Annotated in this window: 15 protein-coding genes; 8 read left to right on the plus strand and 7 right to left on the minus strand. The window is 68.6% G+C overall.

The window, feature by feature from the left end:
* Positions 1–110 precede the first annotated feature (110 nt).
* Complete coding sequence (locus ACIQ9P_RS04010) at positions 111–617, minus strand: hypothetical protein (protein ID WP_402349238.1); 507 nt, start codon at positions 615–617, stop codon at positions 111–113.
* Between the two features lie 226 nt (positions 618–843).
* On the minus strand, positions 844–1,485 hold the full coding sequence (locus ACIQ9P_RS04015) for an ATP-binding protein (protein ID WP_402349241.1): 642 nt from the start codon (positions 1,483–1,485) through the stop codon (positions 844–846).
* A gap of 382 nt (positions 1,486–1,867) precedes the next feature.
* On the opposite strand from ACIQ9P_RS04015, the gene ACIQ9P_RS04020 reads away from it, so the two are divergent.
* A complete protein-coding gene (locus ACIQ9P_RS04020; RefSeq protein WP_402349244.1) occupies positions 1,868–2,719 on the plus strand; it encodes a helix-turn-helix domain-containing protein in 852 nt (283 codons plus the stop codon).
* The gene (locus tag ACIQ9P_RS04025; protein WP_402349247.1) at positions 2,716–2,940 is read left to right on the plus strand and encodes a DUF397 domain-containing protein; all 225 of its coding nucleotides are present in this window, start codon (positions 2,716–2,718) and stop codon (positions 2,938–2,940) included. Before ACIQ9P_RS04020 ends, ACIQ9P_RS04025 begins: the two co-directional genes overlap by 4 nt.
* Before the next feature lie 134 nt (positions 2,941–3,074).
* On the opposite strand, the gene ACIQ9P_RS04030 is transcribed toward ACIQ9P_RS04025, so the two are convergent.
* Positions 3,075–3,308 (minus strand): DUF397 domain-containing protein, encoded by a 234-nt coding sequence (locus ACIQ9P_RS04030; protein ID WP_402349250.1) that lies wholly within the window; start codon positions 3,306–3,308, stop codon positions 3,075–3,077.
* Between the two features lie 302 nt (positions 3,309–3,610).
* Positions 3,611–4,312 (minus strand): ASCH domain-containing protein, encoded by a 702-nt coding sequence (locus ACIQ9P_RS04035; RefSeq protein ID WP_402349252.1) that lies wholly within the window; start codon positions 4,310–4,312, stop codon positions 3,611–3,613.
* A gap of 332 nt (positions 4,313–4,644) precedes the next feature.
* Here ACIQ9P_RS04035 and ACIQ9P_RS04040 point away from each other — a divergent pair, with 332 nt between their 5' ends.
* The 5 genes from ACIQ9P_RS04040 to ACIQ9P_RS04060 all read left to right on the plus strand — a co-directional run bounded on the left by ACIQ9P_RS04040 (position 4,645) and on the right by ACIQ9P_RS04060 (position 8,000).
* Entirely contained in the window at positions 4,645–4,890 is a 246-nt protein-coding gene (locus ACIQ9P_RS04040) for a hypothetical protein (RefSeq protein WP_402349254.1), read from the plus strand.
* The gene (locus tag ACIQ9P_RS04045) at positions 4,862–5,386 is read left to right on the plus strand and encodes a DUF6879 family protein (protein WP_402349257.1); all 525 of its coding nucleotides are present in this window, start codon (positions 4,862–4,864) and stop codon (positions 5,384–5,386) included. Before ACIQ9P_RS04040 ends, ACIQ9P_RS04045 begins: the two co-directional genes overlap by 29 nt.
* 29 nt (positions 5,387–5,415) lie before the next feature.
* Complete coding sequence (locus ACIQ9P_RS04050) at positions 5,416–6,267, plus strand: DUF5753 domain-containing protein (RefSeq protein WP_402349260.1); 852 nt, start codon at positions 5,416–5,418, stop codon at positions 6,265–6,267.
* 412 nt (positions 6,268–6,679) lie between these two features.
* The gene (locus ACIQ9P_RS04055; RefSeq protein WP_402349263.1) at positions 6,680–6,916 is read left to right on the plus strand and encodes a DUF397 domain-containing protein; all 237 of its coding nucleotides are present in this window, start codon (positions 6,680–6,682) and stop codon (positions 6,914–6,916) included.
* 112 nt (positions 6,917–7,028) lie between these two features.
* Positions 7,029–8,000, plus strand: coding sequence for a Scr1 family TA system antitoxin-like transcriptional regulator (locus ACIQ9P_RS04060; RefSeq protein ID WP_402349265.1), 972 nt, complete (start codon positions 7,029–7,031; stop codon positions 7,998–8,000).
* A 31-nt stretch (positions 8,001–8,031) separates the two neighbouring features.
* Here ACIQ9P_RS04060 and ACIQ9P_RS04065 read toward each other — a convergent pair whose 3' ends face one another.
* From ACIQ9P_RS04065 to ACIQ9P_RS04075, 3 genes are all read right to left on the minus strand, one after another.
* On the minus strand, positions 8,032–8,853 hold the full coding sequence (locus ACIQ9P_RS04065; RefSeq protein ID WP_402349268.1) for an SAM-dependent methyltransferase: 822 nt from the start codon (positions 8,851–8,853) through the stop codon (positions 8,032–8,034).
* 187 nt (positions 8,854–9,040) lie between these two features.
* The gene (locus ACIQ9P_RS04070; protein WP_402349271.1) at positions 9,041–9,457 is read right to left on the minus strand and encodes a hypothetical protein; all 417 of its coding nucleotides are present in this window, start codon (positions 9,455–9,457) and stop codon (positions 9,041–9,043) included.
* A 190-nt stretch (positions 9,458–9,647) separates the two neighbouring features.
* A complete protein-coding gene (locus tag ACIQ9P_RS04075; RefSeq protein ID WP_402349274.1) occupies positions 9,648–9,800 on the minus strand; it encodes a hypothetical protein in 153 nt (50 codons plus the stop codon).
* 1,000 nt (positions 9,801–10,800) lie between these two features.
* Here ACIQ9P_RS04075 and ACIQ9P_RS04080 point away from each other — a divergent pair.
* Positions 10,801–13,218, plus strand: a 2,418-nt coding sequence (locus tag ACIQ9P_RS04080) for an AAA family ATPase (protein WP_402349276.1), incomplete at its 3' end; no start/stop codon positions are given.

Here is a 13,218-nt window from a genome sequence, read left to right on the forward strand (position 1 = left end):
TCCCCCGAGCCGCAGGAGACGTGGGAGCCGTAGCGGTTACGCTTGGGGGCCTGCTACGGCAGTTCGGGGCGGGCCTGGCCGCTAGGGGGACGGGCATGCCCGGTATGCGGTCAGGGAGCAGGTGCCCCGGCGGGCCGCAGGGCGGAACGGGTACGGCGGATCGCGATGGCGAGATCTCTTCGCCTGGTGAGAAGGCCACTGCCGTCCGGCCCGACCAACCATTCCCGGTCACCGACGCGACCGACGCCTACAGCGGGCATCGGGATCGTCTGCGGGCCTCTGCCCCCGGGCCGCCGGCTGAGCAACTCGCCCTCGGGAATGCCCCATTCCCGGCCCGGCTCGATAGCCACAAGCCAATAGCAGTGGCGACGGGCGTGGTCCAGCATCACCGGCCCCGGCGGCAGCCCGGAAGCCTGAAGGTCCTCGATCGCGGCCCGCCCCAGCTGAGGTGACAGCAGCCGGACGACGTCGAAGTGGATGCCGACAGGGATCTCGACGAGCCCGCTTCGGCTCCATTCCAGGCGTGCGCGGGCGGCGTCGCCACTGGCCCGGGCCAGCCACCAGCCCCCACGAACAGCATCGTCGGAGATCCCTCGCGGTCGGCCACGGCCAGCCATGACTACTCGTCCTTCCTCGTCGACGGGAGTGCAGCGGTACTCGGCCTGCGCTCTGGGCGCCGGAAGCGGCCCTGGGGTCTCGTGCAGGTCGCCCAAGAAGGCAGTGCGGCTGGGGTGAGGCTGTTGACTCATGGCGCCCACCGACCGTTTTGACCTTGTCCGAACGGACGTGAACGGGTCTCCGACCCGGCGCGCGGTCGGGCCCACGGCGGGACCGACCCGGCGCTCACGCCGCGATCCTGCCCTTTTCGACGCGCCGGTGATGGGGTGTGCCGAGGGTGCCGATCCGGATCTGGGGCCTCAACCGCCGAACGGCCACGGCAGCGGTCAACCCGGCGATGCGGCTGCGGATGCTCCCACCCGGCCCCGGGCCATCCCGCCGGTCCGGGGGCGCCTCCGAGTGAGCTGCGGCCTGGCCAGCGACCGAGGACGTCTGCACCTCAAGTTCGAACCACACGCTCCAGCCGATCACGCTGCCGGCGGGGTTCGTGCGCTGACCCCAACCGACATCGTCGGCGTAACCGGCGATGACCCCGAGCCCGCGGCCGCTGGTCGCCTCTAGGTCGTCCATTCGCCCGTCCATCGACGGCAGGACGATGCCCCCGTCGGTGACGGTGATGCGCAGCCTCTCTCGACTCCTGTCGATATCGGCTTCGATCAGCAGCGCGGTGTTCCCATCGGGGGCCTGGCCGCCGAATCCGTGCTTGATCCCGTTGGCGATGGCCTCCGAGGAGCAGACGCGCAGCGCGTACTTCTGGTCGTCGTCGAGCTTGATGCCGGCCAGGTCAGTGACCTCGCGCAGGATCCTGTCGCGGGTCGCTCCGAGCGAGGCGGTTCTGAGCGGGGTCGTGAACTGTAAGACACGCATGGCAGTTCCTCCGGGCCGAGGTGGTGGTGCGGCTGGGGGCGTTGCCGGGGAGCGGCCCTGCCGGCCGCTCGGCCGTGGGGGTTGGAACGACGGCTGCCGACCAGACCCATCAATCTCTGAGCAGGTGACCGACGCGTCATCAGTCACATGTGGTGATCGAAGTCGCGACGAACTCCCTTGACGGACCATCAAGTCATCAACCCAGGAGGGCGATCCGTCACTCACAGCATGGCGCCTGTTCGACACCAAGCGCAAGCTAGTCGCGAAAGAATTGAATATAGTCAAATTGAGCCCGACGGCGGCCCCATAGACTGCCGTCGCTGGTAGCGCACGCGCCCAGGCCAAGGGCACACTGTTGTGAGAGGTCAGGAGGGGCAAGCACATGGCGATGCCGCCGACAGTTCGCCGAAGGCGACTTGGCATTGAGCTTCGCCGTCTTCGCGAGAAGACGGGCTTGACTGCCGAGGCCGCGGCCGAAGCGACCGGGATGAGTCAGCCGAAGATCGCTCGCATAGAGAACGGTCGCGGTGCCGCGAAGGTCGATGACGTCACCAAGCTGCTGGATCTCTACGGCTGCACCGATCCGGATGTGCGCACGAGTCTGATCGAGATCACCAAGACCGGGCACACCCGTGGCTGGTGGCTGAGCTACCGCGACGCCATCACCCCGATCACCAACGATCTGATCATGTTGGAGACCGAGGCCGCGACCTTCAAGACGTACGAGAACAGCTTCATCCCCGGGTTGTTCCAGACGGCCGAGTACGCGCGGAACATCATCGAGCAGCTGCGCGTCACCCAGGTCGGGACAGTCGAGGACCTCGTCCAGGTACGGATGGCCAGGCAGTCCGTCCTGTCCCGGCCGAATCCGCTGGAGGTCTGGGCGGTCATCCATGAGGCGGCGCTCACCGCCTTCGCCAAGGAGCCAGAGATCATGGGCCCGCAGCTCGATCGAATCCTGAGCCTCGGACGCCTGCCCAACGTGAACATCCAGGTCATGCCAGTCGGCGCATCTGCACACCCGGGTATGGCTGGGCCGTTCTCCGTCGTCGGGTTCCCGCACCGTGCTGACCTCGACGTTGTTCTCGTCGAAGGACTGTTGAACAGCCTGTGGGTCGAGGACCCAAGCGACGTGGAGCTGTACCGATCCAAGTTCACCGCGATCACAGCCGAGGCCATGAGCATTCCGGACTCGGCTTCCTTCATCACCGCACAGAGAGACAAGATCCGATGAGCTACTACCCCAACGCCACGGAGACCGGCTTCGCGTTCCGGTCGTCGACATTCAGCGGAGGCAACGGCGAGAACTGCGTGGAATGTGCGGGCACCGCCGGGGAGGTTGCGGTTCGCGACAGCAAGAACCCCACTGGGCCCGCTCTGCGGTACGAAGCGACAGCGTTCGCCGCGTTCGTGAACGCCGTCGCGACCGACGCTCTGGTGCCGGCTACGACCTGACCGTTCATGCCCGCCCGTTCGGCCCGACACCCCGCAAGCGTGTCGGGCCGAACGCGTTGAGGCGGGTCGACTGAGCGCACGGGGGCCGTCGGTCTGCCCGCGCCAAGCGGTCAGCGATGCACGCCCGCGTTCGCCTAGGACAAGTCGAACTCGCCAGCAGCGGCGCCGGACTTGAACGCCGCCCACTCGTTCTCGTCGAAGATCAGAACCGGCGCCTCGTGGTCCGACCCATGGCGCATGACTATGTAGTCGCCGACGAAGGCGATCTGCGGGCCTTCGGGCGCGTCCGGAGCGGCCAGCCACTGGGCCCCGGTGAGGTCGAGGTCGTGGGGCTTCGGGGGGCGGATCGGGCGGGACGGTTCGGTCACTGGCGGCCTCCTGCATGGCGGTGCTGTCGACTTGGCCCGCATGGGTACGGGCTCCCGCCAGTATCCCCGCGGGGACCGCCAGTGTCGGCACCGTCCGGAGCGGGGCGACGATCACGGAGTGGCTCTCGTCGAGCCGCGAGTCGCTGATCGAACCCTGCGGTGACGAGTCGCTGGAGGGCATCTCGAACCTCCTCTGGAACGGACTAGGGCTCCGCGAAGCCACGCTTCGGGAGCGGCTTCGCGCCGGCAGGTCGTCCGGGCAGGATTGCGGCGGCCGGCGCGCACTGGCGCCGCAGGGCCGACTACCGGTCGGGGTGGTCAGTTGCCAGCAGGGCGATCTCGATGGCGAGGGCGCCCAGCTGCTCCTTGTCGGGCGGGTAGATGCTGCGTAGGGCAGCAAAGGTGCCGGCCCGGTCGGTGGCCGGGTTGATCGCGGCCGGATCCTCCTCGCCAAGGAGGACCGAGAAGTCCGGGTAGTGGCCAACGCTGATGACCTCGCAGGCGACCGGCCGGTCGTGGTCGGTGCGGAAGTCGATCCGGTCGCCGGGGCGGATCAGGTTCTTGGCCGGGCTGGCGGCGCGTACCTCGATGGTCTTGTCACCGCTGGCGACCAGGGCGTGATACTCGGGCAGGAGGTGCAGGTCGTGCATCCTGGCCGGACCGCGGTAGTCGGGCAGAGAGCGGCGGGCGACCCGGTCGAGGTGCGCGCAGAAGACCTCGTTCGCGTCGGGGGCGCGGCTGCGCAGGGCGGCCATGGCGGTGAGGATCACGTCGCACAGCTCGGCCTGCACGTCGGCCTCGGCGTGACTGCGGCTCTTACGCGGATTAGAGGAGAGAACGCCGGCGATGGCTTCGCTAACCTCGCCGACCTCCTCGCTGAGCTTGAGGATGCGCATCAGCCGTTCCTGCTCGGGCGGCAGGGTGGCGTTGGCGTCCAGCCAGCTGACGAGCTGGGCGACGGTGTCCCATTGGGTCACGGGGTGAAGCGCGGTCGTGGTGGTCATCGCTTCCTTTCCTTCTTGTGCGGTCGCGGTGAGGAAGAGCCGAGGCGGGAGCGGGTTTGGAGCTGTACTTCGCCCCTCAAGATGTGATTGACCGTAGCGAGGCAGTTGCGGACGGTGCCAGAATTTTGCGCAGAATTGCGCTCCCATGCGACGTCGACCGGTGCCGCCCGGGCAACGCAACCCCTTCGAGGACGAGTGGACGACCAACGCGCTGCGGACAGGCCAGAGACCGTCGGGCGGGGTCCGAACTCCTCACCACGCCCTTGACGGTGACCACTCTGTGGGGAATCGTCGAGCAAATCTGCGCAACTGGCTTGCGATGGAGGGCTGGTATGAAGAGGCTACGACTCATTGGGATCGACCCCAGCACCGGGGACGATGAGTGCCCGACAGTCTGGTTCGACGAGGAAACCCGCGAGATCGTCATCCAGGGCTGGAAGGCCAGTGACGAACTGCGCACCGCGTGTCTGGAGACCGGTAGCATCCCCGACTCGGAGGATGTGGTCCGGCTGCCGGAGCGCATGGTGCCGATCTTGAGGAAGGCGTGCGATGCCGCCGACGGGACCGACGTTCGCTGAGCAGCTGGCTGCCGCTCAGTTCACCGCTGTGCACCTGGAGATGCGCGACTCCTACAGTGTCGAGAAGGAGGCGGAGGCTCTCGCTGCGTGGCGGGACGGCTTCCGCTACGACCCGGCCGACCGCGCAGCTTGGTGGAGGCCGTGGCTCACCAGGATCCAGGAGACCGTGGCCCGCGGTGTTGAGGTCCGGCGCGCTCGGATCGTCTCCGAGCCGGTGTCGGAGTACATCAGGTACGAGCACTCCGGGACGTTCACGAACATCGCCGCCGGCGAGGACATCAGGTGGCTGCCCCGGCGCCGGGCGTCCGACATCGCCCTGCCCGGCAACGACTTCTGGCTGTTCGACGGCAAGCTGGTGAGGTTCAACCACTTCACCGGCGAAGGCCAATCCGCCGGCCCGTCGTTCAGTGACGACCCGGCCGTGGCCAGGCTGTGCGCCGCGGCTTTCGAGACGGTCTGGCAGCGGGCCGTGCCGCACGAGAAGTACAGCATCTGACCCGTACCGCGCCAATCACCACAGCAACGATGCCGACCTCCCCGTCCTCCAGCGCCCAGGCAGCCCGTGTTGCCCTCGCCGCCCGTCTCGGCGAGCTGATGCGCGACGCCGGCCTGAAGGGCGGGGAGTTGTCCGCCCGCTGCGGCTGGCATGCCGCCAAGACCTCCCGCATCCTCAACGCCAAGGCGGCCCCCGCCGACGCCGACATCCGTGCCTGGTGCCGGGCCTGCGACGCTGATGACCAGGCCGACGACCTGATCGCTTCCAACCGCGCCGCCGACTCCCTGTACGTCGAGTGGCGACGCCTCACCCGCACAGGACTGCGCCATGCCCAACAGGCCCGCGTTCCGCTATACACCCGCACCCGCCACTTCCGTGCCTATTCCTCCCGCGTCGTCCCCGGCGCCCTGCAGACACGGGAGTACGCCACCGCTCTGCTGCGCACGGTCGCCGATGTCCGCCAGACCCCGGACGACGTGGCGGACGCGGTCGAAGCCCGCCTGACTCGCTCCGGTGTCGTCTTCGAGGGCGGGCGCCGCTTCGTCGCGGTCATCGAGGAGTCCGTCCTGCGGTACCGGCTCGGCGACGAGGCAGTGATGGCCGGGCAGCTCGGCCACCTGCTCCGGATCATGTCGATGCCGTCGGTGTCGCTGGGCATCATCCCGTTCACTGCGGGCCCTCGTACGATGTGGCCGGTGGAGACCTTCAATCTCTTCGACGACCGGCAAGCCGGAGTCGAACTGTTGTCGGCCCAGGTCACCGTGACCGCTCCCGGTGACCTCGCGCTCTACAACCAGGCGTTCGCCCGTTTCGCCGGGCTCGCGGTCCACGGTGCCGCCGCGCGCACGCTGATCACCACCGCCATAGACGCCCTTGAGTGATCTCCTGCTCTGGCTTCGAAACCTCCCGAAGGCCGCCGTGGACACCCGCTTCCTCCAGTGCTGCGGACCGAACTAGAGGCGTACCGAGCCGATCACCCTCTGCCCCGACGGTCGACGGCCCCGCTGATCTTGATGCGGTCACAGTAGAAGCTGTTCTGAGGGCAGTTAGCTGCCTGCCTGGCGAACAGCGGGGCAGGAACTGACTGGTCCGATCATAGTTCCGTCATAGATGTGCAAAATCCATGGGCATTCACTCGATCGTGTAATGGCCTTTCTTGTCGCGGAGGGTGAATGATTCTTCTCGCTCGGTCTGCGCAATCCCGCACGGGATTGCGCAGACCTCCCGACGGGGGCTTCCCATTGATACGACCAATGGGAGTGGAGTGTCGTTCGATCATGGAGGAGGCTCGTCATGGAGATCTTCAACGGCGTCGCGGCGGACACCATCGAGGCGGCGGGGCAGTGGCAGAAGGCCAGGCGTAGCGTGCAGACCGGGTCATGCGTGGAGCTCCGGCCGTTGGACACCGGCGCGGTGGCGGTCCGCAACAGCAGGCACCCGGACGGCCCGGCGCTGGTGTTCACGCGCGCCGAGATCGACTCGCTGTTCGACGGCGTCCGTAACGGTGAATTCGATCACCTGACGGCCTGACGTTCAGCTGACGGCTGATTCCCGTCTTAGCCGATTGGTGTGACGGTCGGGCCCCCTTGTGTAAAACTCATCCGGATAGCTCAATGGTTGGGATAAAGCACTGGGGGGCCCGATGGCCGTCGAGACATTCAATTCCGGGCGCGGGGGCCGCGCGGACCGGCCGTGGGCGGAAGCCGGGCTGATCCTGGGCGCCCACCTGGAGGTCGCGCGCGGGCGCCGCAAGCAGAGCGAGGTGGTGGAGGCGACCGGGGGGCGGGTCAGCAAGTCGCTCTACAGCCGCCTCGAAGGCGGCGAGGTGCGGATCGACAAGCCGCACATCGTGTCCATCATTATGGATGCCCTGGACATCGCACCGGGCACCTACCGCGACCACCTGAGCACCCTCGCGCTCGAAGCGTCGAAGGAGGGCTGGGCGTCGAGGTTCCGCAGCGGGCACCGCGAGGTAGTACCCGACTCGATGCTCCGGCTGACCTCGCTGGAGGAGTCGGCGACCGAGTTCTTCATGGTGGACCGCATCGCGATCCCCGGCCAGCTCCAGACCGAGGCGTACTCCAAGCTCGTCACCAACTACACCCTGCCGGCCAGCCTGAAGGACGCCGGGCTGCAGGACGTGATCGTCGGCCTTCGGGCAGAGCGCCGACACCGGTTCGCGGGACGTCTGGTCACAGACCGGCCCAAGGGCCGGTTCTTCATCGAGGAGGCCGTGCTCTACGCGGACTTCGGCCACCCCGGGGTCCTGATCGACCAGTTGCAGAAGCTGCTCGACATCGTGGAGAACCGGGCCCTGCCCGTCGGCATCCGAGTGATGACTGCACGGGCTCCTCTGGCCGTCCCGGTAAGCACCTTGGCGCGCCTGGGTTTCCGCAGGTCGCTCCTGGACGCGGTCCCCGACGTGATCTACAGCGAGACGGGGCGCACGGCGTCCTTCCACCGAGGCTCGCTGCCCGGGATCACTGAGGCCGACGACCCCGACTACGTGGACCTGGACGATCTCATCGACAACGTGCTCATGAGGGCTCCCGGGTACCGGGACAGCCGCCGCCTCATCGAGAACGCCCTGCTGGAGGCCAAGCTCTGCCTGTAGAGCCGGGCCGGGCCGGGCGGGCGCGGGCGCGTCAGACGACGCGCGCGAGCCCGCCGAACTCGATCCACTCCAGGGTCTCCTGCCGGGCGGGCGCCTGGGCGTCGGGGCGCCAGTCGGTGACGTCCACCAGGCCGGGGGGCTCGACAACGAGCCTGTCATTGTCGAAGAAGTCGTAGACGTCGGCTTCCGTGCGCACACGCCCCCACTTGCCCCCGGTCTGCTGCTGCATCAGCCCCGTCACGGCGTCGCGGACCGCGGCGTCGTCGCTGACCAACTGGCAGACCACCACGACGCTGCCGGGGACCAGCAGGTCCACCGTGCGCTCGATGATCGCCTTCGGATCGCCGTTGCCCCGATCGGGAACGCAGTGGAGCACGGAGACGAAGAGAGCAGCGACCGGCTCGGTCAGGTCGATCCGCCCCTTGAGGCCGGCCACGATCGCGGGCGTGTCCGCCATGTCGGCGTTGAGGATCACCGCGTTCGGGCTCTCGTCCAGCACCGCTCGGCCGTAGCCGAGGACCATCGGGTCGTTGTCGACGTAGACCACTCGCGCGTCCGGATGGACGGATTCAGCGACCTCGTGAACGTTGCTCTGGGTGGGCAGGCCCGAGCCGTGATCGATGAACTGCCTGATCCCGTAGCGCCGGGCGATGTGTCCGACCACCCTTATCAGGAAGCTGCGGTTGTTGAGCGCCAGTTCGCGACTGCTCGGCGCGGTCTTCAGCAACTCCTCGACCGCCGCGCGGTCGGACGGGTAGTTGCGATTTCCTCCGAGGAGGAAGTCGTACATCCGAGCCGCGCTTGGCCTGGCCCTGTCAATGGGCTCCTGCCAGTCGGCTTCGTTCCGATTCACCCGCTACCCCCTGCGTGATGCGAACTTGAGCGCCGCCGAGCAATTGTGACGTCGCGTCATACTAGGGCGCGTTCCGAAGTGCCGAAACCACACGCGAGGGTGAAGGTGGCGAAAGCATGGCGAAGTGCCCGGCCGACCAGGGGCGTAGGTGGTCGGCCGGGCTCGCTCGGGAACGTATGTCGGATTGTCAGGCGCCTCCGGCCGCGGTCCGCCCGCCACGCCAGCGCCGTGCAGCCTTCAGCTGGACATGGACGGAGGGTCCGTCCAGCCCCATCAGCGCGGCCGCGGCAGCTGGCTCCAAGCCGAGGAGGTCGTGCAGCAGCGCGGCATCGGCCGCCTGGTCGGGCATGACACGGTGCAGGCGGTCCGGGGGCGCGGTCGGCGCGAGTGTGCGTGCCGCGGTGACGGCTTCGCACAGTGCGCGCCAGGTGAACGCCGCAGGATCGTCACGCAGCGCCCGCTCCCAGTCCGCCTCCGTCCTGCGCAGAACGAGCGCGACGACCCGCTCGGCGAGACCGGCATCGCCCAGACGCGCTCGCGCGTACATCTTGTAGTGGTCGTAATTCAGTTCGACGAAGGCGGCGTAGCAGAGGCATATAGCCACCGGTGCTCCGTTCGGCGTCGATGTCGGGAGGGATGTGTCCTACCGCACGCGCAGAGGCAGAAGGCGCGCACGTCGGCGCGTGGGAGGAGGACACGCAGGGGCGCGAAGACGCATGCTGCGGCGCATGGAAGCGCGGTACGCGGCGGTCGGTCCGGGTGCCCACCGGCACCCGGACCGACCTGCATCGGGCTCAGAACCGGCGGAAGCGAACCCACTCGAAGCCGGTGCTGCGGCACATCCTCAGCACACCAAGGATCAGCGCCGCGCGCGCCCACTCCGCCTCGGTGGGCGACACGACCGCCCACGCGAGCACCAGCGGGGCGAGGAACGCGTGCAGCTGCACCGCACCGCGGGAGGCAGACGCTCCGCGCAATCCCGCGAAGGCACCGTCGCCCCTGCTAGCGTGGGCGAACACCTCGGGCAGAGCCCGTCCGAAAGCGGGTCGGTCATACATAGGTAGGCGTTACCTCCATGGCTGGCCTGACAGCCTCGTCCGGTGCTGAAGACACCGGGCGGGGCGACCCCGGAGCGGGGTGGGCCGATGCGAAGAACGTAGCGCGCCCGATGGTCCCCGGTCGCCCTGGAAGGCGCCGCGCAATCCTCCCCGTTTTCACCGAACACACTGACGCCGAACAGAGAACCGAATAGGCGTCACGGCGATCAAAGGCGTTCAGAAGAGGGCACCCTCCCGAAGCTCGGCTCGGTACCGCACACACTTGGGGCTGGTCACAGTTCCCCGGTTCCACGGCCCCCTTCATCGGGGACAGTCCGAACGCGCGGGTGCAGCGGGGGTGGGAGATCGGCCACTCGACGGCGTCCTCGACGGTGCGCAGCGTCCGGGCGGCTTTGTCGGGGTCGGGGTGGCTGGTCCAGCCCGCACTCGGACGGCCAGCACCCTGCATTCGGTGACGACGCCCGGACCAGGAGCTGTCCCGCATCCTGTCGAGACGGCCTGTCAGCTGAAATTACTGCACCGATCCGGGCGTTCCGGCCCCGCCGCGACGTGAAGCGTCTAACGTCGAATCGCATTGATCGACTGCCGAGGGCCCGGGAGCGTGATGGCATTGGCCGTGGGACGGCCGGAGCCCTCGGACGAACTGCGCTACTCGGTGCTCTCGTTGGGGATTGCGTTGACGCGGACCGAGGACGGGGATTCGCCACGGTTCGGTCTGGACGTCCTGGAGGAGGCTCCCCTCCATGCCGACAGAGTCGCGGACATTCTGGAGGATTTCCGGTACACCCGTCGCCCGACGGCGACAGCGTCGTCGCAGGCTCAGGAGCAAGCCGACTACGCGCGGCTGGTAGAGGCCGCTGTCGAAGCCGAGGACGCCGATGTACTGATCGTGCACATCGTCGGACACGGCGAGCTCGCCGACGGCAGCAGCGAGAAGCTGTACATCCTGGACAACGACGGGAACCGGCTCAGCCGCCCGGTCGGCAGCTGGATCGACCTGATCGAGGATCACCCCCAACGTCACCGACCGATGACCCTGTTCGTCCTGGACGTCTGCTACAGCGGACAGGCCGCAGTGACCGCCTGGCACTCGCGAATGGACGTCGACAAACGCAAGTCCTGGGTGCTCGCCGCGAGCAGGCCGGACCGGCAGGCGTTCGGATACCGACTGAGCCAGGCCCTGGTCCAGGTCCTGACGAAGTACCACCAAGCCCTGGAAATCCGCTTCGACTCCTCCCTCCGGCACATTCCGGCCGCCGCCGTCTGGCGGGACGTCGAACGCGCGGTCAACGAGCTGGCCGAAGAGTCCGGCGGGCTGCCGCAGTCGATCCTGACCAGCCTCGTCCCCGGCCACGCCGACCTCTCCCACCTGCCGTTCTTCCCCAACCCCTCCTACGCCTCCCACCGCACCGGCCCCGCACCGGACCTGCCTCCGGAGATTGCCCGCCTGGCCGACTGGGCCGCGGACCCCCTCCACTTCATGCGCCGCGCCGGCGGCGGCGAACCCGTCGCCCGCGACTGGAGCGAGGGCTACTTCAGCGGCCGAACCGAACAACTCGACACCCTCGCCACCTGGCTCGACGACGACACCGCCGCCCCGGGACTACGGGTGATCACCGGCAAACCGGGCGCCGGCAAGTCCGCACTCCTCGGCCTCCTCCTGTGCGCCGCCCACCCCGCACTGCGCCGCCACACCCGTCCCCTGTGGGCCACGCTCCATGACCACGTCCCGGGCGAGAACGACCGGATCGCCGCCGTCCACGCCCGACGCCTCGGCCTCGACCACATCACCGCCTCCCTGGCCCGCCAGCTGCGCCGCATCACCGACCCCGACGCCCCGACCCCGGCGAACGAGGAAGCCCCGGCTCCGGCCGGGAACCCGGCACAGCGACTGCTGAACCTCCTCCCCCCTGACCAGCGCCCGGTCACCGTCGTCATCGACGCCCTCGATGAAGCCCTCAGACCCGAGGACATCTCCACCGCCCTGCTGCTCCCTCTCGCCCGGCACGCGCAGACGGCCGGCGCCCGGCTGCGGCTGCTGGTCGCCACCCGCGCCGACACCCGGTTCGATCAACTTCTCGGCCTGGCCGAGGACAGCGGAGGGTGCACGGATCTGAGCACCGTCGCACCGTGCGAGGTCCGCCGGGACGTGAGCGCCTACGCCAAACGGCTCCTCACCGCCGACGGCCCCTACATCCGCGCCAACCTGCGGCCCGTCCGGGACGCCCTCGCCGACGCGATCGCCGACACCCTCACCGCACACCCACCGACAGACCGGACAGGCCACGACACCGAAGGCCCGCAATGGGGCGAATTCCTCACCACCGGCCTCTACGTCCACCACCTCCTTGCCGCCCCGCCCGCCGCCACTCCCGAGGAGGCCACGCGGCTGGGCCGGGCCGTGCCCCGCAGCCTGCCCGACCTCCTCGAACTCGACCTCCAACGCCACACCGACCAGCCCCACCTGCGCCCAGTACTCACAGCCCTCGCCTTCGCCCAGGGCCGCGGCATGCCCGAAAGCGTCCTCGTCCACACGGCCGCCGCCTTCACCGCCCCCGACACCCCTCCCCCGTCGCTGCCGGAGCTGTACGCCCTCCTCGACGGGGAAGCACGCTTCTACCTGCGCCGCGACATCGACACCGACGGAACCACCCTCTACCGGCTCTTCCACCAAGGTCTCGCCGACTGGCTGCGCGGGCCGGCCGGCGGACCGTCTCACAAGGACTCGCCGACGACGACGGACCCGCTGCCCGGTCGTGCCGAGCGGCTGTTCGAGCAGCTCCTGCAAGGCGTCCCCCGCGATCGGAACGGCGGGCTGCGGTGGGAGCACACTGATGGCTATCTGATCAGACATGCCGCCCAGCACGCGATCGACGCCGGACGCCTGGACGAACTCCTCTTCGACGCCGGCTACCTCCAGCACGCCGACCCCCACACCCTCGCCGATGCCCTGTCCTATGCACAATCCGAGCAGGGCCGACTCAACGCCTCCGTCTACCTTGCCTCCTGGGGCGTCCACCATGCGCTGCCGCCTGTGGCACGCCGCCAGATCCTCGCGCTGGACGCCGCACGCTTCCGCAACGCGCCACTCCAATCCGAGCTGCCCGGCGACGCCGACTGGACTGTGCGATGGGCAACGGCCAATCAGGTCTCACCGTCCCTGGTCCGCACCCTGTCCGGCCACACCGGTGTGGTGACCGCGGTGGCGGTGACCCGCATCAACGGCCACCCGCACGCCATCACCGGCAGCAACGACAACTCCGTCCGAGTCTGGAATCTCACCACCGGCACCCAGACCCACCACCTC

Source organism: Kitasatospora sp. NPDC094019 (assembly GCF_044764505.1).
Lineage (GTDB): Bacteria > Actinomycetota > Actinomycetes > Streptomycetales > Streptomycetaceae > Kitasatospora.

Bases quoted from the DNA above. Each gene is read 5' to 3' on its own strand.
- ACIQ9P_RS04010 (WP_402349238.1), bottom strand. From the start codon at position 617: ATGGCTGGCCGTGGCCGACCGCGAGGGATCTCCGACGATGCTGTTCGT.
- ACIQ9P_RS04015 (WP_402349241.1), bottom strand. From the start codon at position 1,485: ATGCGTGTCTTACAGTTCACGACCCCGCTCAGAACCGCCTCGCTCGGA.
- ACIQ9P_RS04020 (WP_402349244.1), top strand. From the start codon at position 1,868: ATGGCGATGCCGCCGACAGTTCGCCGAAGGCGACTTGGCATTGAGCTT.
- ACIQ9P_RS04025 (WP_402349247.1), top strand. From the start codon at position 2,716: ATGAGCTACTACCCCAACGCCACGGAGACCGGCTTCGCGTTCCGGTCG.
- ACIQ9P_RS04035 (WP_402349252.1), bottom strand. From the start codon at position 4,312: ATGACCACCACGACCGCGCTTCACCCCGTGACCCAATGGGACACCGTC.
- ACIQ9P_RS04040 (WP_402349254.1), top strand. From the start codon at position 4,645: ATGAAGAGGCTACGACTCATTGGGATCGACCCCAGCACCGGGGACGAT.
- ACIQ9P_RS04045 (WP_402349257.1), top strand. From the start codon at position 4,862: ATGCCGCCGACGGGACCGACGTTCGCTGAGCAGCTGGCTGCCGCTCAG.
- ACIQ9P_RS04050 (WP_402349260.1), top strand. From the start codon at position 5,416: ATGCCGACCTCCCCGTCCTCCAGCGCCCAGGCAGCCCGTGTTGCCCTC.
- ACIQ9P_RS04055 (WP_402349263.1), top strand. From the start codon at position 6,680: ATGGAGATCTTCAACGGCGTCGCGGCGGACACCATCGAGGCGGCGGGG.
- ACIQ9P_RS04060 (WP_402349265.1), top strand. From the start codon at position 7,029: ATGGCCGTCGAGACATTCAATTCCGGGCGCGGGGGCCGCGCGGACCGG.